Genomic DNA, 18,315 nt, shown 5'->3' with positions numbered 1-18,315 from the left:
CGCGGTAGCACTTAAACGCTTGACTTATAGATGGGGGCCTTGCGGCGGATTTCAAGCCTGCTCATCGATAGAAGGTGCAGGAGGTGCATCGGCGGCAGGAGCCTTGCTCACCACCACCATTGCCGGGCGCATCAAGCGACCATTGAGTTGGTAGCCCTTCTGGAACACCTTCATAACGCTGTTAGGCTCCAGGTCGTGACTTTCCTGCATGGCCATGGCCTGGTGGTGCTCAGCGTTGAAAGGCTCACCGCCTTGCGGATCGATAGCTTCCAGCTGATAACGCTTCAGGGTGTCCTGGAACATTTTCAGGGTCAGCTCGATGCCTTCGCGCATTGGGCGGATGTTTTCGTCGTCCGGGTTGGACAACTCAAGACCACGCTCCAGGCTGTCGATGATCGGCAACAGATCACCGGCGAATTTTTCCAGCGCGAATTTGTGAGCCTTCTCTACGTCCTGCTCGGCACGGCGGCGGACGTTCTGCAGATCGGCGGCAACACGCAAAGATTGATCCTGCGCAGCGGACAATTGCTCTTCGAGCACTTGCACGCGTGTCGCCAGCTCATCACCGGCAGCCGCGTTGGCGTCTGGAGTTTGCGTATCCTGCGTCTGTTCGTCAGCCATAGATCTCTCCTTTCAAAATCATGCGCGAACTCAACTCGCGCTTCTGTTCCGGTATATGGGGCCACAATTTCCAGGTTCAAGGGCGCAGGCGTTACCAAAAGTCTTTCGCATGCTCTGGATCATTTCCTGCGCCTTCATTCCGCATCGCGCTAAAAAAACGCATTGATCAAGCAAATCGAGCTAAGCCTCAGGATTGTCAGGCCTGAACAAAACACTGTATAAATAACCAGACCTAAAGCCTGGGAGCGGCCGTCATGCTGGTGCACCTGTCTGTACACAACTACGCCATTGTTGAACACCTGGACCTTGAACTGGATCGCGGGATGAGCGTAATCACAGGCGAGACCGGCGCCGGCAAGTCGATCATGCTCGACGCTCTGGGCCTGACCCTCGGCGACCGTGCCGACAGTGGCGTGGTACGCCCCGGCTCCGACAAAGCCGATATCCTGGCCACCTTCGACCTTGCGGATATTCCTGAAGCCGAGGCATGGCTGGCCGAGCGCGACCTCAATAATGAAGGGCCCTGCATTCTGCGTCGGGTGATCACTGCCGAAGGGCGCTCCCGCGGCTATATCAACGGCACCCCTTGTCCCCTAGGTGACTTGAAAGCGCTGGGGGAGCTGCTTATTGATATCCACAGCCAGCATGAGCACCAATCCCTGCTGAAAACCGATACCCACCGCCGCCTGCTCGATGAATACGCCGGCGCCACCGATCTTGCCCGTCAAGTTCAACTCGCGGCCCAACGCTGGCGCCAGACGCGCCAGGAGCTGGAACGCCTCTCCAACTCTGGCGACGAACAACGTGCCCGCCACCAGTTGCTCAGCTATCAGCTGGAAGAGCTCGAAAGCCTGGGCCTGGGTGAGACCGAGCTGGAGCAGCTTGAACAGGAACACAAGAACCTGACCAATGCCGAGACCCTGCTAGGTATATGCCGCCAGGTGGTCGAGCAATGCAGTGAGAGCGATTCCGGCAATGTACTCAACGCACTGACCGCCAGCCTCAATCGCCTGTCCAGTGTGAACAACGCTTCCGGTTCGCTGAGTGAAGCCACCACCCTGCTGACCAGCGCACAGATCCAGGTTGAGGAAGCGGTCGGCGAACTGAATCGTTTTCTGGACCATTTCGATGCCGATCCAGCGCGCCTGCAGGAAATAGAAGAGCGCCTGGATACTATCTATACCCTGGCACGCAAGCATCGAATCCAGCCCACTGAAGTCGCCGCCATGCAGCAGAAACTGCTGGATGAAATCGAGACTTTGAACGCGAACGACGAATCCATCGAGCGGCTGGGCGAAGAGCTCGCCTCGTTTGCCCGCCACTACCAGGAAAAGGCCCGGGAACTCAGCGACCTGCGCCAGCAAGCAGCCACCAGCCTGGCCAGCGCCGTTGAGCAAGAAATCCAGCGCCTGGGCATGCCGGGCGGGCGCTTCACCATCGAACTACGCGCAAACGCCAGTCACGAACTGCAACCCCATGGGCTGGAGCAAGTAGAACTGCTGGTCAGCGCCAACCCCGGGCAACCACTCAAGGCCCTTGCCAAAGTCGCGTCTGGCGGCGAGCTGTCGCGAATCAGCCTGGCGATCCAAGTGATTACCGCCCAAACCTCACGAGTGCCGACGCTGGTATTCGACGAGGTAGACGTTGGCATTGGCGGGCCGACCGCAGAGATTGTCGGCCAGTTGTTGCGCCGCCTGGGGGATCGCGGCCAGGTGCTTACGGTAACTCACTTGCCGCAAGTGGCCGCCCAGGGTCATCAGCATTTATTTGTGCACAAGGTGCGTGGCAATGACGCGACGCATACGGCCGTCTCCAAGCTGAACAAATCGGAGCGGGTAGAGGAGGTCGCGCGGATGCTCGGCGGCATCGACTTGACCAAGGAGTCCTTGGCTCACGCGAAAAAAATGGTCGTGGCCGCGAAGGCCTGAACGGGTATTTCCGTCTTATAGAAAGCACGAAGGCGACCCTGGGGTCGCCTTCAATCGTTTCACAGAGCAAATCTGCGTCGATTTTTACTTTTTCTTACGGATGTACAAGACCAGATTATGGTCGACCAAATCGAACCCATGCTCCTCAGCAATCTTATGCTGCAGCGCCTCGATTTCAGGACTGGTGAACTCGATAACCTCATTGGTATCCAGGTCAACCATGTGGTCGTGGTGACCACCGTCGGCCAATTCAAACACCGCATGACCGCCGTCGAAATTATGACGAACCACCAGCCCTGCGGCTTCAAACTGGGTCAGCACACGGTAAACCGTGGCCAAGCCGACGTCCTCGTTAGACTCCATCAGCGCCTTGTAGACATCCTCGGCACTCATGTGACGCTGCTCAGCAGAATCGAGCATTTGTAGAATCTTGACTCGTGGCAGAGTCACTTTGAGACCGGCTTTGCGTAGTTCGCTATTTTCAACCATGGTTAGCTTTCTCGCGGATGCTGCTTCGCAGCTTCTCTTAATACGGGTATGATCGGCGTTTACGTTGTCCCAGCCAAGATAGTGGAAGTCGCCCACCGATGCAAAACACCAAGCTCTTGCTAACCAGTTTCACCTTTGTGGGACTGCTCGCACTCGCCGGTTGTTCATTCCCCGGGGTTTACAAAATCGACATCCAGCAGGGCAATGTCGTCACGCAGGACATGATAGACCAGTTACGCCCGGGAATGACCCGACGGCAAGTACGGTTTATCATGGGCAACCCCCTGCTGACCGACACTTTCCATGCCGATCGCTGGGATTATCTCTATAGCCTCCAGCCAGGTGGCGGTGAACGCCAACAGGAGCGCGTCAGTGTCGTCTTCAACGGCAATGACCAGCTTGTCAGCCTGTCCGGTGACTTCATGCCCGGCGTGAGCCGCGATGAAGCGCTGCTGGGCAAAGACAGCGGCACCAACGTGACCGCACCTGTGCAGGAAGCTGGAAAACCGAAATCCGAAGTGCCGGCCAAGCCGGGCTCGCTGTTGGACCAGATCCAGAAAGACGTCGACGGCGTGGAAACCGTGCCCGTTCCGACGCCACAACCTCTGGACACCGACCCGCAGTAATTTTTCGTTGCTCGATAAAAAGCCCGGCATGCCGGGCTTTTTGTTGCCTGCCATTTGGCCGGCTTATGAGTTTTGTTGCCTGCTAACCGCAGCTTTAGCCGCACGCAGCCTGCGCACTTCCTTGGGGTCCGCAAGCAGCGGCCGGTAGATTTCAATTCGATCACCTGGCTGCACAGCACGCACATCAGCATCCGCCACCACCTTACCGAAGATTCCCAAAGGGCAGTCGGCCAACACCAGATCCGGAAATTGCCGTGCGATTCCCGACGCCAGGACCGCCGCCCTCAGGCTGGTGCCCACGGGCATTGTCACCGCCAACAAAACCTGGCGATCCACCGCGGCATACACCACTTCAATCTCAACCATGCAATTGCTTGGCCCGCTGGCAGAACGCATCCACCAGCGTATTAGCGGCCTGATTGAACAAAGGCCCCAGCGTGGCACGCACAATAGGCCCGGCATAATCAAATGACAGATCCAGGCTGATCTTGCAGGCCTTATCCGTCAGCGCCTTGAATACCCACACCCCATGCAACTGAGTGAAAGGCCCCTCCTGCAGATTCATTTCGATGGATTTGCCAGGCACCAGCACATTGCGCGTCACAAAATGCTGGCTAAGACCGCCCTTGGCGACCCCGACACTGGCAACCATGTGCTCGTCACTGCTCTCCAAGACCTCGGCAGTCGAGCACCAAGGCAGGAATTCCGGGTAACGCGCCACGTCGTTGACCAGGTCATAGAGCGCCTGCGCTGGATAGGGCAACAGGGCCGAACGTTGAATATGCGTCGTCATGTGAGCGTTACTTCCACTGCTGAGCGGCAAACATCGCGAAAGTACAGCCCGATCCGCGAGAGAAAAAAACCTAAGAACTGCCCGTATTGTCCGGGATTCGTCCAACACGCTCAAGCACGCAGGTTGACCGTAGCCGACACGCTCGCAACTCCCTATAATGCCGCCCCTATGGCTAAACAAAAGAAACACCCCACAGGGACCATCGCGCAAAATAAAAAGGCGCGACACGATTACTTCATCGAACATCGGTTCGAGGCTGGTCTGGTCCTGGCCGGCTGGGAAGTAAAGAGTCTGCGTGCCAGCAAACTGCAGCTGGTCGACAGTTATGTGCTGCTCAAGGATGGCGAGGCATGGCTGCTCGGCAGTCATATCACCCCGCTGACCACCGCGAGCACTCACGTGATTGCCGACCCGGTGCGCACGCGCAAGCTATTGCTTAACGCCCGCGAACTGGAAAAGCTCGCCGCGGCCGTGCAGCAAAAAGGTTACGCCTGCGTCTGCTTGTCCTGGTATTGGAGCAAGCACCTGGTCAAGTGCGAAATCGCACTGGGCAAGGGCAAGAAGGAATACGACAAGCGCGATACCGAACGCGAGCGCGATTCCAACCGTGAACTGCATCGCGCCGTGCGCAACAAGGGCAAGGAAGAATAACCCTTGCGACGATGTAGCCTCGGGCACCTTGCCCGGGGCTACATGCCCTTGCGTCGTTCCGCCCGCGCTACACGCTGAACCTCCTGACGTACTTCCTCCAGCACTTCCTGCACATACAACAGGTGACGTGTCGAGACTTCGCGCGCCTGCTCGGCTCGCCCCTCAATGATTGCCAGGTACAAATCCCGATGCTGGCTGATCAGCATGTCGCGGGTCTCTGTACGCTGTTGATACATGCCGCCGATGTTGGTCACCACGTTTCGCTTGAGCAGATCGAACAAGCCGCGAATGGTGTGCAGCAACACAGCGTTATGACTGGCCTCGGCAATCGCCAAGTGAAATCTCGCATCCGCGGCGCCCTCCTCAACTCGGCTCACCTCGTCGGCTCGCGCATAACAATCCTGCAGCGCCTCAAAAGCCGCTGTCAGCCGTTCACGGTCGACCTCCGTGGCACGCAACGCCGCGTAATAGGCACAAGAAGCCTCCAGGGTCTGGCGAAACTCCAAAAGGTCCCGCTGTGCCTCGGGATTGTTTTCCAACAAATGCAGCAGCGGATCGCTGAAGGTCGAACCCAGGGAGTCCACCACATAGTTGCCACCGCCCTGGCGACTGACCAGCAACCCCTTGGCCGCCAGTTTCTGGATCGCCTCACGCAATGACGGGCGCGACACACCAAACTGTTCAGCCAAAGCGCGCTCGGCCGGCAAGCGCTCGCCTGACTTCAACGTGCCCTCAAGGATCATGCCCTCAAGCTGCTCGACAATGTCATCAGACAAACGGCGCTGACGCACCTGATCAAACCCCATAACTCACTCTCCACGATCCCGACCACTCGCCGGGCCTTCTATTCTGGCCTATCGCTGCGCTTGCAGCACCTATCAGAACACCTTTGATTCATCCGATCAGAGCACCGCCCATCACGGCCTCAGACCAAAGTTTCGCGAGCGGCAAATTGACACACCACTGCAATGCCTTTTAATCTAGCCCACAGCGAATGTAAATTGGTATTACCAATTATCCAAGCACACAAACAACAACAAAATCAGGGGCCACCCCATATGCAAACCTGGCAACAGCTCTACAGCCCTCTCGGCAGCCTCGGCCTGTCCGCAATGGCCGCCGTAATTCCCATCGTGTTCTTCTTCCTGGCCCTGGCTGTGTTTCGTCTTAAGGGTCATGTGGCTGGCAGCATCACCCTGGCGCTGTCGATCCTGGTGGCCATCTTCGCCTTCCAGATGCCGGTGGACATGGCCCTGGCTGCAGCCGGTTATGGCTTTGCCTACGGCTTGTGGCCCATCGCCTGGATCATCGTGGCAGCGGTATTCCTCTACAAATTGACGGTCAAGAGCGGTCAGTTCGAGATCATCCGCAGCTCCGTCTTGTCGATCACCGACGACCAGCGCCTGCAGGTCCTGTTGATCGGCTTCTGCTTCGGTGCTTTCCTGGAAGGCGCCGCCGGTTTTGGTGCGCCCGTGGCGATTACCGCCGCGCTGTTGGTCGGCCTGGGTTTCAACCCGCTGTACGCCGCCGGCCTGTGCCTGATTGCCAACACCGCGCCAGTGGCCTTCGGTGCATTGGGCATTCCGATCATCGTCGCAGGCCAGGTCACCGGCATTGATGCGTTCAAGATCGGCGCCATGACCGGCCGGCAACTGCCGTTGCTGTCGCTGTTCGTGCCCTTCTGGCTGGTGTTCATGATGGACGGCCTGCGTGGCGTTCGCGAAACCTGGCCAGCGGCATTGGTGGCTGGCTTGAGCTTTGCCATCACCCAGTACTTCACCTCCAACTTCATTGGCCCGGAACTGCCAGACATTACCTCGGCACTCGCCAGCCTGATTGCCCTGACGCTGTTCCTGAAAGTCTGGCAGCCCAAGCGCACCGCAGGCGCACAGATTGCCGGCGCCACCTCCAGCGTAGCGGTCACCTCCAGCGCCGGCGGCTTCGGCTTGCCACGCAGTACAGTGGTTTCGCCCTACAGCCTGGGGCAGATTTTCAAGGCCTGGTCGCCGTTCCTGATCCTGACCGTGCTGGTAACCATCTGGACCCTCAAGCCCTTCAAGGCCATGTTCGCCGCGGGCGGTTCGATGTACAGCTGGGTCTTCAACTTTGCGATTCCTCACCTGGATCAACTGGTGATCAAAGTCGCCCCCATCGTGACCAACCCGACCGCCATCCCGGCCGTATTCAAGCTCGACCCGATTTCGGCCACCGGCACTGCGATTTTCTTCTCAGCACTGATCTCCATGCTAGTGTTGAAAATTGACGTCAAAACTGGTCTTACCACTTTAAAAGAAACCTTCTTTGAGCTGCGTTGGCCGATCCTGTCCATCGGCATGGTGTTGGCGTTTGCTTTCGTCACCAACTATTCGGGCATGTCCTCGACCATGGCTTTGGTGCTGGCCGGCACCGGCGCAGCTTTCCCGTTCTTTTCGCCATTCCTTGGCTGGCTGGGGGTTTTCCTGACAGGCTCCGATACTTCATCCAACGCCCTGTTCAGCTCATTGCAAGCCACCACCGCCCACCAGATTGGCGTCAACGACACCTTGCTGGTAGCGGCGAACACCAGCGGCGGCGTGACCGGCAAAATGATCTCGCCGCAATCGATCGCCGTGGCCTGCGCCGCCACTGGCCTGGTAGGCAAGGAATCCGACCTGTTCCGCTTTACCCTCAAGCACAGCCTGTTTTTTGCCACCATCGTCGGGCTGATCACCTTGGCGCAGGCCTACTGGTTCACCGGTATGCTGGTGCACTGAGACCTGCACGTAATAGGGTAAGAATCGACGCCGGATAACGATTCCGGCGTCTGCTATTTCTGGAGGACCGATGAGCCTGCCTGCTGCTTTTATCAGCGACGTCGCACAACTGATCCCGAAAGACCGCCGTTTCGACGACGCACTCTCCACCCTGGCCTTCGGCACCGACGCCAGCTTTTACCGACTGGTCCCACAGTTGGTGATCCGCGTGGAGTCAGAAGACGAAGTGGTCGCACTGCTGCAGCTGGCCCAGCGTGATCACGTGCCAGTGACCTTCCGTGCCGCCGGTACCAGCCTGTCCGGGCAGGCCATCAGCGACTCGGTGCTGATCGTGCTGGGAGACAACTGGAACCATCGCGAAATCCGCGGGCAAGGCACTCAGATACGCCTGCAACCGGGCGTCATCGGTGCCCAGGCCAACGCCTGGCTCGCGCCATTCGGGCGCAAGATCGGGCCGGACCCGGCGTCGATCAATGCCTGCAAGATTGGCGGGATCGTCGCCAACAATGCCAGTGGCATGTGCTGCGGCACGGCGCAGAATACCTACCACACCCTGGCGGGCATCCGCCTGGTACTGGCCGACGGCAGCCGCCTGGACACGGAAGACGCCGCCAGCGTGCAAGCCTTTCGCCAGACACACGGCGCGCTGCTTGAACGCCTGGCCACATTAGGCCGTGAGACGCGGGAGAATACTGAACTGGCGGCAAAGATCCGCCACAAATACCGTCTGAAAAATACCACCGGCCTTTCACTCAATGCCCTGGTGGATTTCGATGACCCGCTGGATATTCTCAGCCACCTGCTGGTGGGCTCCGAGGGCACCCTGGGGTTTATCAGTGCCGTCACCTACGACACGGTGGTCGATCACCCGAACAAAGCCTCGGCACTGATCGTATTCCCGGATGTCGAGACGTGCTGCAACGCGGTAACGGTGCTGAAAACCCAGCCCGTCTCAGCGGTCGAACTGCTGGATCGACGCAGCATGCGCTCGGTGCAGAACAAGCCGGGTATGCCTGCATTCGTACAACACTTATCGGAAAATGCCTGCGCACTGCTGATCGAATCACGGGCCGCCTCACCCTCATTACTGCACGAACAACTGACGCTGATCATGGCTTCCCTGGCGGCGTTTCCCGTAGAGAAACAGGTCGACTTCACCGAAGACCCCGTGGAAAACGCTCGCTTGTGGGCAATCCGCAAAGACACCTTCCCCGCCGTAGGTGCCGTGCGCAAGACCGGCACCACCGTGATCATCGAAGACGTCACCTTCCCCGTAGAGCAACTGGCGATTGGCGTGAACCGCTTGATCGAACTGTTCGACAAACATCACTACGACGAAGCCATCCTGTTCGGACACGCTCTGGAAGGCAATCTGCACTTTGTGTTTACCCAGGGCTTCAACAGCCGCGAAGAAGTCACACGCTATCAAGCGTTCATGGATGAAGTCGCGCAACTGGTGGCGGTTGAATTCGGTGGCTCGCTGAAAGCCGAACACGGCACCGGCCGCAACATGGCGCCGTTCGTTGAACTGGAATGGGGCAGCGATGCCTATCAGCTGATGTGGCAACTCAAGCGCCTGCTCGACCCCAACGGCATTCTAAACCCGGATGTGGTGCTCAGCGACGACCCACAGATTCACCTCAAACACCTCAAGCCCTTGCCTGCCGCCGATGAACTTGTGGATAAGTGCATTGAGTGCGGGTTCTGCGAGCCAGTGTGCCCGTCAAAGGGCCTGACGTTGAGCCCACGTCAACGCATTGTTATCTGGCGCGACATCCAGGCCAAGCAGCGCGCAGGCATCGATACCACCGAACTGGAAGCGGCCTATCACTACCAAGGCATCGACACCTGCGCGGCCACCGGTTTATGCGCTCAACGCTGCCCTGTCGGCATCAACACGGGTGACCTGGTGAAAAAGCTGCGCAGCCGCGAGGCCGACCGTACGAAGACCGCCGAATGGCTTGCCAGCCATTTCTCCATGGCGCTGCAAGGCGCACGCTTTACCCTGCACGTCGCCAATGGCGCACGCATGCTGCTGGGCGCACCACGCCTGGCTAAGTGGTCGGCCACGGTGACCAAATTGTCCAAAGGCCAGGTTCCGCAGTGGACCAACGCCATGCCTCAACCGGAAAAAGCCATTCGCTTCAGCCCGGCAGTGTCGGACGAGCGCCCGCGGGTGGTGTATCTGGCCGCCTGCGTCTCACGCGCCATGGGCCCGGCAGCCGGGGATAAAGAGCAGATGTCGCTGTATGATAAAACCCGCAATCTATTAGAAAAAGCCGGTTACCAAGTCGTATTCCCCGACAACCAAGACAGCCTGTGCTGCGGTCAGCCCTTCGCCTCCAAAGGTTACGCCGAGCAGGCTGAACACAAGCGTCAGGAACTGATCGGCGCCCTGCTCCACGCCAGCCGTGGCGGCCTTGACCCGATCTACTGTGACACCAGCCCATGCACACTGCGACTGGTGCAAGACCTGGGCGAAACTCGCCTGGACCTCTACGACCCGGTGCGCTTCATCCGCACCCACCTCATGGACCGCCTCGACTTCACCCCCCAGGAAGCGCCCATCGCCGTACATGTCACCTGCAGCACCCAGCACCTGGGCGAAAGCCAGGCGCTGATCGAGCTGGCCCGGCGTTGCGCAAAAACCGTGGTAATCCCCGAAGGCATTCATTGCTGCGGCTTTGCCGGCGACAAAGGCTTTACCACGCCGGAACTCAACGCCCACTCCCTGCGGTCGCTCAAGGACGCCGTGCAACATTGCAGCGAAGGTATCTCCACCAGCCGCACCTGTGAGATAGGGCTGAGCCAGCATGGCGGCATCGATTACCACGGTTTGGTGTACCTGGTGGACCGGGTCACCCGCGCACGCGCTCACTAACCTGCAAAAAAACAGAACCCTGGCGCGCCAGCGCAGTCATCTGCATAGGCCTCGACAAACGAGGCTCATCAGTGATGTCGCTGGCAGCGGTTGAACGCCAGCAGCGTCGAGCCCTTTTGCGCAAGGAGATACCCTATGAAGCGTTCCGCTCTTGCTGGCTTGTTTATTACCGCTGCGATGCTGGCCTCCCCTGTGTTTGCGGCCGGCAGTGACAAAGACCTGTGCCAGATCAATCTGGATAAAATCAACAACGGCAAGGCCCTGCTCTCCACCGATACCAGTGGTAAAAGCGGCGAAATAGACACCGCCGTTTCCCAGGCCAAGGCCGCCCTCGCGGCAGGTGATGAGAAGAAGTGCATCGAAATCACCTCCAAGGCCCTGCAGGACCTGCAAAACAGCGACAAAGGCGGTCAGTAAGCGATAGGGCCAACCTTCGGGTTGGCCTAGCTGACCTTTTGGCGTACACTGCACAGGCTTGTCACTCACTAAGAAACAACGAGTTACAAGCACGGGGCCGTTTAGGATTCGACGCCGGTTGCGAAACTTTAGGTGCATGCCGAGTTGGTAACAGAACTCGTAAATCCACTGTTGCAACTTCTTATAGTTGCCAATGACGAAAACTACGGCCAGGAATTCTCTATCGCTGCGTAAGCAGCCTTAGATCCTGAGCTTCTGGTACCTTCGGGTCCAGCAATCACCAGGGGATGTCTGTAAACCCAAAGTGATTGTCATATAGAACAGAATCGCCGTGCAGTACGTTGTGGACGAAGCGGCTAAAACTTACACAACTCGCCCAAAGCACCCTGCCCTTCGGGTCGCTGAGGGTTAACTTAATAGAAACGGCTACGCATGTAGTACCGACAGCGGAGTACTGGCGGACGGGGGTTCAAATCCCCCCGGCTCCACCACTTCATCATCTAAAGACGTCCACGGACGTCTTTTTTTGTGCCTGAAACCCAGCAAATACGGGGATTTCAGGGCTACGGGAGGCCTTTATCGTTTTTTGAATCCCTGCGGAGCGAAAAAAATCGTCGTCCGCACATAATCCCGCAGACCGAACATGCTCTCTCGTTATTGGAGAAGCTTAAGCCCCATAGCGGCCACAGGGGTTATGTGTTCCCGTCAGATAGAAACCCGTGCACCCACGCGAATAGCTAGACAGCCAACATGGCGTTAAACGAATGGGCTTTCAGGACCGTTTGGTCAGCCACGGCATGCGCTCCATGGCCCGCACAATCCTCAACGAGCATGGATGGGATCCGGAGCTAATCGAAGTGGCGCTGGCGCATGTCGATAAGATAAAATTCGAAGCGCTTACAACCGGGCGGATTACATCGAACGCTGACGCCCAATGATGGCTTGGTGGAGTGAACATATCCAGAAGGCGGCCACCGGCAGCCTGTCGGCATCTGACATCAATCAAATCAGGGATCACAATGTCGTCTCGATACGCTGAGTGACCACTGGATTGGCAAAGCAAATTCTTGCTACTGGCAAAACGCCGGCGAGTGTGGGGGGATTAAAAGGCCACGCTGGTGTTGATCAAGGAGCCCGTCAATCGGGAAAGGATCGCCATCGCGAAGCAGCCGATCACCACAGAGGCCGTGCGGTTGATATTCAGCGGCGTCAGCCAGGCATGCCCGCTGCGTTTGATGCGTGCCCCGAACAGCACCCAGGTGCAGCCGACCGGAATCACCACCACGCTGAATTGTGCGACAAAATGCAGGTACAGGGTGATATCCGCAAAGGTCTGCACCGGCACGATGAACGAGACCACCAGTAAACCCTTGGGGTTGATCAGGGTGAGCAAAAAGAAATGCAGCCGCGAGACCCGCGCCTCGGGAAAGGGATTGCGCGGGTTATCGGGGTGACGCCAGAGTCGGTAGGAGGTCTTGATCAGATACGCCACCGACGCCAGTTGCACCCACTTCAGGCACCAGGGCGCACTGTCGCCGATATGGCTGAGCAGGTAGCCCCAGAAGGAAATCTGCAGCAGGTAGGCCAGGCACTCCAGCAGGCTCAGGGGCCAGGCGCGCCGGAAGCCGCTGAGCACTCCGGAGCGCAGCAATAGAGTATTGGTTGGCCCCGGCATCAATAGCAGCAACCCAAGTGCAGACATGACGTTGAGCATGATGGTTGTCTCCTGAAACCGCTGCTGTGCGGTCAGTCCACCAGGTAGATTTCGACGCGTTCTTTGTGCGCGCCAATGTTGTTGCGCTTGAGGCGAATACGCCCGACCTCGCCTGTGGTGCGCAGGTGTGTGCCGCCACAGGGCACCTCTGAAAACCCCTCAATGTACCAGCAACGGCGCAAGCGCTCTGCATCGGTAAAGCGACTTTCAATCGGCAGGTCGGCCGCCACTAGTTGCTCGACGTCCTGCAATATCTCGGGGAAGTACTGGCTGATATTGCCCATCAGCGCAAAGTCGATCCGCGCCTTGCTCTGGCTGATGTGCGCGCCGATCTTTTCCAGGGCCGGGAATTTCTTGTAGAACAACTCCAGGACGATCTCGGCGGCGAAATGCAGGCGCATCAGCGCATACCGCCGGGGCCAGTCGATCTCCACGCTGACCAGGTCACCCACGGCAAAGTCCGGCTCCTCGGCGAGGCGGTAGATGATGCGATCATCGGCAACCGTGGCCTGGCTGACGTCGATCCGGTTGATGCGGCCCTGATCTGACTCCTGGCCGCCGGATTCGGCGAAGAAAATCGTCGGGCTGATCACCACGTCGCGCCCTTCGATGCTCAGCACGCGAGCGTCCAGGGACGAGAGATAAGGGGTGTTCCAGAATGCACGTTCCATAACGCTTAGCTGCCTTGTTCATTGAGGGCGGTTAAAAGGGGTGAATACAAACGTTGAAAATCGCTGTTGAAGAAAAAATGCCCGCCGGGCACGCACTCGCTATGGAAGCCGGCACTGGTGTAGCGCTGCCACTCGTCCAGGCGTAGGGGGTCAAGCAACGGGTCGTCCCTACCGTTGAGAATGTGCAGAGGCACCGGCAGCGGGCGGATAAAGTGATAAGTGAGTTGCGCGTTGAGCGCCAGGTCGGCCTTGAGCTTGCCCAGGGCGTGGCGGGCGAAACTGCATGAGGCATCCGTCGGCAGCGGCAACGGGCTCTCTGCACACACGTGCTGCCACAGTTGATGGTCGTCCATCGCCCCCAGCAGCGGCGAGTAGCCGGCATGGGGCGGCATGCGCCCGGACAGGATCAAGTGCGTCGGCAACGGTCGGTCGCGTTCGGCCAGCGCGTGGGCGACGTCCAGTGCCAGCCCGGCCCCGAAACTGTGACCGTAGAACGCATACGGTACGCTCACGCCTCGCAGTTCATCGATAATGGCCTCAATCAGCATTGCGATCTGCGTGGCTGATGCTTCATGGCCGCGTTCCTCGCGCCCGGGCAGCTTGACGGCCCACGCCGCGATACCGATATCGGCCAAGCGGCTCAAGTCATTAAACGCCGAGGCCCCCCCACCGCCATAGGGAAAGCACAGCAGCAAGCGGTCGGCGTTTGCGAGGGCACCGGGCAGCGGTGCAAGCCAGCGCTGTTGCGCCAAAAGGGCAGCGACCATGGCCAGCTCCTTAACCGGTGATCTCGAACAGGCCCACTGCTGGGTGGAACATGTGCGAGGTGGTCAGCGAACGATGTTCCGCGGTAGCCGGGTACGGAATGGCCATGGGCGTGGTCACCGTAACGCCGCCGAGGCTCGCCAGGGACGCCTGGGTGGCCTGCATGTCGCCGACCCTGAAGGCCACGTGGTAAACGCATGCCTCCACATTCACCAGCAACCGGCTGACGACGCTGTCGGCGCGTAAGGGTTCGACCACTTCCACGATTTCCCCCGCCGGAGAGCGCAGCTTGGTGATCAGCACACCAAACGTATCGATCGGTTGTTTATGGAACAGCACCTCGAACCCCAGGGCCGTGAAGAACGCCGAGGTTTTCTCCGTGGACCGGGTGGCATACGCAATGTGGTCAATGGCCAGGTAAGAGGGCTGTTCCATGGTCAATCCTCAGTATGTGGCCAGGGGTTTGAGATCCAGGCCGCTAAGGCTCTTGGCCGCCACCCGGTTCTTGTGGTCGGTGGCGGTACCGGCCACCTGCACCACGCCGAACCGGTCCAGGCGATACTCGCCACCAAACTCCTTCACGTAATCGGTATCGGGGTAAACCTTGACCCGTCCGGGCACGTAGCGGGCCACATAACCCAGGCGGGTCTTGTCGGTTGTCGAGTTGGGTAGCGAGCAGTGCATGAGCATCGAGCGGAAGATCACGAATTGGCCTGCCTTCATCACGATTGGCACCGCCGCCGCCTCATCCGGCTGCCACGACTTGTCCTTTTGCAGGGTGCTGTAGTCATAGCCGTTGAACCCCCGTGCGTACTGGCCCTTGACCACGTCCTTGTTGGCCACCGGGTCGAACGTCATGCCGATGGACTCGTCGTAGTTCATTTGCTTGTGGGTGCCGGGGATAAACAGCATGCAGCCGTTTTCCTGGGTGGCATCGGTGAAGCCGGTCCAAACATTGATGGCGCCGCCGAACGACTCGTCCTCGGGCCACACCAGTTGCGGCTCGCCGGAAGCGTGGCCGAAGGTGTCTGCCTGGTGCCAGTCGGTGCCTTCGTTGCCCGGGTACTTGGGGATGAACTCGCTGCGCCAGCAGATCACGTCCGGGCCGAGGATGCTGCGCAGGCGGTGCACGATTTCCTTTCGAAACACGTGGTGGGTCAGCAAGTCCACATCCAGGTGGCGGTCGTAGTTGGTGATCGCCACATCCAGCGGTGCGTCGTAGGGCGCGTGGGTGCGGTTGAACAGTTGAGCGCGCACGGTTTTGTGCATCTGTTTCATCTCTTCAGGCTCATAAAGCGTGAAGGGACCGATAAACCCATCCCGGTCGAATTGCTGAAGTTCCTGTTCCGTCAACGAAAAGTCAGTGATGTCCATGTCGGCTCCTAAGAGAAGTTACTGAGGTTTTCATGCGTTGCGTAGTACTGCACCCACTCTTGCAAGGTGTTCAGCCTGGCGACTTCGTCGAACGGGGTTCTTCTGCCAAGGGTCTGGTTGATTCGACTATGGGCCATGACCACACTCAAGGACGAGGCGCCATAGGCGTAAATAGAGTTTTCCAGCTGCAGGTTGCGGGTGCCGAGGATGCCGGACCAGGCCTCGAGCACGGCTGAACCGGCCTGACGGGGTGACGCTGCCGGTGCTGTCTCCAGCGTCTGCAAACGGCGCTTGTCGACCTTGCCGTTGGCCGTCAGCGGAAGTTCCGGCAAGTGGTGGATCCGGGTCGGCACCATGTAGTGGGGAAGCTGGCCGCCCAGCAGGCTCATCAGCTTGCCTTCATCGGTATTTGGCCAGCCATGCTGGAATACGATGAACGCGTGCAGGCTGTTTTCCAGTGCATTCATGGCGCGTGCCAGCACCACGGCCTGGGCGATGCCGGGCAGTTGGGTCAGGGCGTGTTCAACCTCGGCGATTTCCACGCGGTAGCCTTTGATTTTCACCTGTTCGTCGATGCGGCCCTGGTAAAAAAGCAATCCGTGCTTACCTTCTGTCACGTAGTCGCCGGTGCGGTAATAGGTACCCTCCGGCAGCTGCAGGAAGCGGGTCTCAGTCAACGCTTCGTCAAGGTAACCCAGGGCCAGGTTGGCGCCCGCAAGCAGCAGCTCGCCGGGCGTGCCGGGGTCGACTTCTTGCAGTTGGGCGTCGACGATTTTAGCGTGTACCTGGTTGAGCAATTGCCCGATGGGCAGTACATCCAGCTCGGCGTCCTGGGGTTTGTTCAGGCTGTACCAGGTGGAGAACACCGTGTTCTCGGTGGGGCCATAGCCATTCACCAAGGTAATGCCGGGGTTGGCCACCAGCAGGGCGCGGGCATGCACTGGCTTGAGTACTTCGCCGCCCACGTAAAGCACGCGCACCGAGTCGAGCATCGACAGGCGGTGCTGCGCCACCAGGTGGAACAGCGAGGTCGTCAGCAACAGCACATCGCACCGGGCCGCGAGCACGCATTGAGTGAGGCTGTCGATATTGAACGCACCGTGTTGCAGGGTGACGCGGGCGCCGGTCAGCAGCGGCACCCAGACTTCAAACAAGGCGGCGTCGAAGCCGATGGACGAATGATGCACATAGCTGCGAGCCATGCCCTGGACCTGACGCTGCACGTTGTCCACCAGGTTCAGCAGCCCGTCATGGCTGATGCGCACACCCTTGGGAACTCCGGTAGTGCCGGAGGTGAACATCACAGTGATCACCGAGGCGTCAGCCAAACACCGCTGGATGGGCGGGCGCAAGGCCGGCCCTTCGGCGTTCAGGGTTCCGCTGGCATCCAGGCGAAAGCAGGTCAGCCGTGGGTCAAGGCGCACGTCTGCTGGCTGGCCGAGCAGCAGCAAATGGCTGCAGCCCAGTTGTTCCAGCAAGGCGATCAGGCGTTTGCCTGGCGTGCCTGGTTCGATGCAGACGTAGGCAATGCCCAGTTTGCAGCAGGCCAGGACTGTCACCAGATATGCCAGGCACCGGCTGGCCATCAGCGGTACGTAAGGGTGCTCGGCTAAACCTTGGCGCGTCAGTTCCGCGCAACGTTCCAGCACCTGCGTGTGGAGCTGTTGATAGGTGACCGACTGTCCTTCGTCGACCACGGCAATCGCATTGGGCGTTTGCGTGCAGATCGACTGGAACCGGCGGTAGGCTTTGGTGGGCAGCGAGTTGTGGGCATTCATTGAACGGCCCTCTGCTGGTGATGGGTCAGAAAACGGGTTATGGCCTGGTACAACTGTTTGTGGCCGTCGACAAAGTCGTGGTGCTGGCCGTCTGGGTCCTCCACCAATTCACTGTGGGGCAGCCATTTGGCGATGTACCGGGAAGACGCAGTGTCGGTATAGCGGTCCTGGCTGCCGCACCACACCAGCGTGGGCGCCTGTACGGCCTGTGCCGTCCTGACCACTTCCAGGCTCGCCAGGCTGTTGAGGAACGTCAGGTACTGGCGGAATGCGGGCAATTCCCGCAGAGGGCGCACCTGCTGGTAGCGATAGTCGCTGGGGGTATAGGCGCTGTTGGCGTGCACCAGGCTCACGGCCTCGTACACCCGGGCGCAATTGCCCTGGGGAATCGACTGCATCATGCGCTCCACATCGCGTTCGTACTGGCTCTTGCTGACCTCGTCATTCTTGAGAAAGTACGCGCCATTGAGCAGCAGCAAGGTGCGACAAGCGCCCAGGCTGGCGGCCAGCAACGCCAGTGGCGCCGAGGAGCAATAACCCACCAGCGCATCCACGTGCACGGCCTTGGGCAGCGCTGCATGGAACTGGCGGAGAAAGTCGGCGACGCCTTCGTCGGGCGCCAGGTCGGCTGCCGCGGCGTATGCCAGCAAGGCGTCGCTTTCGAGGATGATCAGGTTGAAACGGCTGATCAGAAACAGCGCTGCGTTCTTCATGTAGAAGCACTGGGTGCCCACCGGCGACAGCAACAATAGGGTTGCCCGCGCAGGGTCGAGCGGCAGGCTCTGGACACAGATCACCTTGCCAGCACGTTCCAGATTCAGGGTCAGGGTGAACAGGCTGTGCATGGCAACCCT

Annotated in this window: 18 protein-coding genes, 1 other RNA gene and 1 pseudogene; 8 read left to right on the top strand and 12 right to left on the bottom strand. The window is 59.2% G+C overall.

Annotated elements, in window-relative coordinates; translation table 11 throughout:
• Positions 1 to 51: 51 nt before the first annotated feature.
• Positions 52 to 621 carry a nucleotide exchange factor GrpE gene (grpE, locus tag NMB39_RS04210; RefSeq protein WP_056845709.1) on the bottom strand — a complete coding sequence of 190 codons (570 nt, stop codon included), beginning with the start codon at positions 619 to 621 and terminating at the stop codon, positions 52 to 54.
• A gap of 254 nt (positions 622 to 875) precedes the next feature.
• Here grpE and recN point away from each other — a divergent pair, with 254 nt between their 5' ends.
• Entirely contained in the window at positions 876 to 2,549 is a 1,674-nt protein-coding gene (gene recN / locus NMB39_RS04205; RefSeq protein WP_057025026.1) for a DNA repair protein RecN, read from the top strand.
• 84 nt (positions 2,550 to 2,633) lie between these two features.
• Here recN and fur read toward each other — a convergent pair whose 3' ends face one another.
• Positions 2,634 to 3,038, bottom strand: coding sequence for a ferric iron uptake transcriptional regulator (gene fur / locus NMB39_RS04200; protein WP_003194220.1), 405 nt, complete (start codon positions 3,036 to 3,038; stop codon positions 2,634 to 2,636).
• Between the two features lie 98 nt (positions 3,039 to 3,136).
• Between fur and NMB39_RS04195 the strand changes: the two genes are divergently transcribed.
• Positions 3,137 to 3,664, top strand: coding sequence for an outer membrane protein assembly factor BamE (locus NMB39_RS04195; RefSeq protein WP_494339605.1), 528 nt, complete (start codon positions 3,137 to 3,139; stop codon positions 3,662 to 3,664).
• Positions 3,665 to 3,727: 63 nt separating this feature from the next.
• Here NMB39_RS04195 and NMB39_RS04190 read toward each other — a convergent pair whose 3' ends face one another.
• Entirely contained in the window at positions 3,728 to 4,030 is a 303-nt protein-coding gene (locus tag NMB39_RS04190; RefSeq protein ID WP_494339606.1) for an RnfH family protein, read from the bottom strand.
• Positions 4,023 to 4,457: a type II toxin-antitoxin system RatA family toxin gene (locus tag NMB39_RS04185; RefSeq protein WP_005791512.1), complete on the bottom strand. Its 435-nt coding sequence runs from the start codon at positions 4,455 to 4,457 to the stop codon at positions 4,023 to 4,025. The genes NMB39_RS04190 and NMB39_RS04185 overlap by 8 nt, the downstream gene beginning before the upstream one ends.
• A 168-nt stretch (positions 4,458 to 4,625) precedes the next feature.
• Here NMB39_RS04185 and smpB point away from each other — a divergent pair, with 168 nt between their 5' ends.
• Complete coding sequence (smpB, locus tag NMB39_RS04180) at positions 4,626 to 5,108, top strand: SsrA-binding protein SmpB (protein ID WP_014719962.1); 483 nt, start codon at positions 4,626 to 4,628, stop codon at positions 5,106 to 5,108.
• A gap of 38 nt (positions 5,109 to 5,146) precedes the next feature.
• On the opposite strand, the gene NMB39_RS04175 is transcribed toward smpB, so the two are convergent.
• On the bottom strand, positions 5,147 to 5,914 hold the full coding sequence (locus tag NMB39_RS04175) for a GntR family transcriptional regulator (protein WP_034117836.1): 768 nt from the start codon (positions 5,912 to 5,914) through the stop codon (positions 5,147 to 5,149).
• A 252-nt stretch (positions 5,915 to 6,166) separates the two neighbouring features.
• Between NMB39_RS04175 and NMB39_RS04170 the strand changes: the two genes are divergently transcribed.
• From NMB39_RS04170 to NMB39_RS04150, 5 genes and pseudogenes are all read left to right on the top strand, one after another.
• Positions 6,167 to 7,861 (top strand): lactate permease LctP family transporter, encoded by a 1,695-nt coding sequence (locus tag NMB39_RS04170; RefSeq protein ID WP_306956450.1) that lies wholly within the window; start codon positions 6,167 to 6,169, stop codon positions 7,859 to 7,861.
• A 70-nt stretch (positions 7,862 to 7,931) separates the two neighbouring features.
• Positions 7,932 to 10,742 carry an FAD-binding and (Fe-S)-binding domain-containing protein gene (locus tag NMB39_RS04165; protein WP_494339607.1) on the top strand — a complete coding sequence of 937 codons (2,811 nt, stop codon included), beginning with the start codon at positions 7,932 to 7,934 and terminating at the stop codon, positions 10,740 to 10,742.
• A 135-nt stretch (positions 10,743 to 10,877) separates the two neighbouring features.
• The gene (locus tag NMB39_RS04160; RefSeq protein WP_057025030.1) at positions 10,878 to 11,159 is read left to right on the top strand and encodes a PA2433 domain-containing protein; all 282 of its coding nucleotides are present in this window, start codon (positions 10,878 to 10,880) and stop codon (positions 11,157 to 11,159) included.
• A gap of 93 nt (positions 11,160 to 11,252) precedes the next feature.
• Positions 11,253 to 11,650, top strand: a transfer-messenger RNA (tmRNA) gene (gene ssrA / locus NMB39_RS04155).
• A 115-nt stretch (positions 11,651 to 11,765) separates the two neighbouring features.
• A pseudogene (locus NMB39_RS04150) lies at positions 11,766 to 12,198 on the top strand (tyrosine-type recombinase/integrase); the annotation flags it as partial.
• Between the two features lie 63 nt (positions 12,199 to 12,261).
• Here NMB39_RS04150 and NMB39_RS04145 read toward each other — a convergent pair.
• Genes NMB39_RS04145 through NMB39_RS04115 form a run of 7 tightly spaced genes read right to left on the bottom strand, consistent with a single transcriptional unit; the run spans position 12,262 to position 18,306 of the window.
• Positions 12,262 to 12,873 carry a LysE family translocator gene (locus tag NMB39_RS04145; RefSeq protein ID WP_494339608.1) on the bottom strand — a complete coding sequence of 204 codons (612 nt, stop codon included), beginning with the start codon at positions 12,871 to 12,873 and terminating at the stop codon, positions 12,262 to 12,264.
• 32 nt (positions 12,874 to 12,905) lie between these two features.
• Positions 12,906 to 13,544: an alanyl-tRNA editing protein gene (locus NMB39_RS04140; protein ID WP_057024531.1), complete on the bottom strand. Its 639-nt coding sequence runs from the start codon at positions 13,542 to 13,544 to the stop codon at positions 12,906 to 12,908.
• Positions 13,545 to 13,549: 5 nt separating this feature from the next.
• Positions 13,550 to 14,311, bottom strand: coding sequence for a thioesterase II family protein (locus NMB39_RS04135; protein ID WP_494339609.1), 762 nt, complete (start codon positions 14,309 to 14,311; stop codon positions 13,550 to 13,552).
• Between the two features lie 10 nt (positions 14,312 to 14,321).
• Positions 14,322 to 14,744, bottom strand: a complete 423-nt coding sequence (locus NMB39_RS04130) for a VOC family protein (protein ID WP_057024529.1) — start codon at positions 14,742 to 14,744, stop codon at positions 14,322 to 14,324.
• A gap of 9 nt (positions 14,745 to 14,753) precedes the next feature.
• Complete coding sequence (locus tag NMB39_RS04125; protein ID WP_057024528.1) at positions 14,754 to 15,683, bottom strand: chlorinating enzyme; 930 nt, start codon at positions 15,681 to 15,683, stop codon at positions 14,754 to 14,756.
• 8 nt (positions 15,684 to 15,691) lie between these two features.
• On the bottom strand, positions 15,692 to 17,461 hold the full coding sequence (gene cmaA, locus NMB39_RS04120; RefSeq protein ID WP_494339610.1) for an L-allo-isoleucine:holo-[CmaA peptidyl-carrier protein] ligase: 1,770 nt from the start codon (positions 17,459 to 17,461) through the stop codon (positions 15,692 to 15,694).
• Positions 17,458 to 18,306 carry an alpha/beta fold hydrolase gene (locus NMB39_RS04115; protein WP_306956453.1) on the bottom strand — a complete coding sequence of 283 codons (849 nt, stop codon included), beginning with the start codon at positions 18,304 to 18,306 and terminating at the stop codon, positions 17,458 to 17,460. The genes cmaA and NMB39_RS04115 overlap by 4 nt, the downstream gene beginning before the upstream one ends.
• Positions 18,307 to 18,315: the final 9 nt, after the last annotated feature.

It is taken from the genome of Pseudomonas sp. FBCC-B545 (assembly GCF_059134095.1).
The sequence above is the reverse complement of the archived record's forward strand: the minus strand, read 5'-3'. Positions and strand labels throughout refer to the sequence as shown.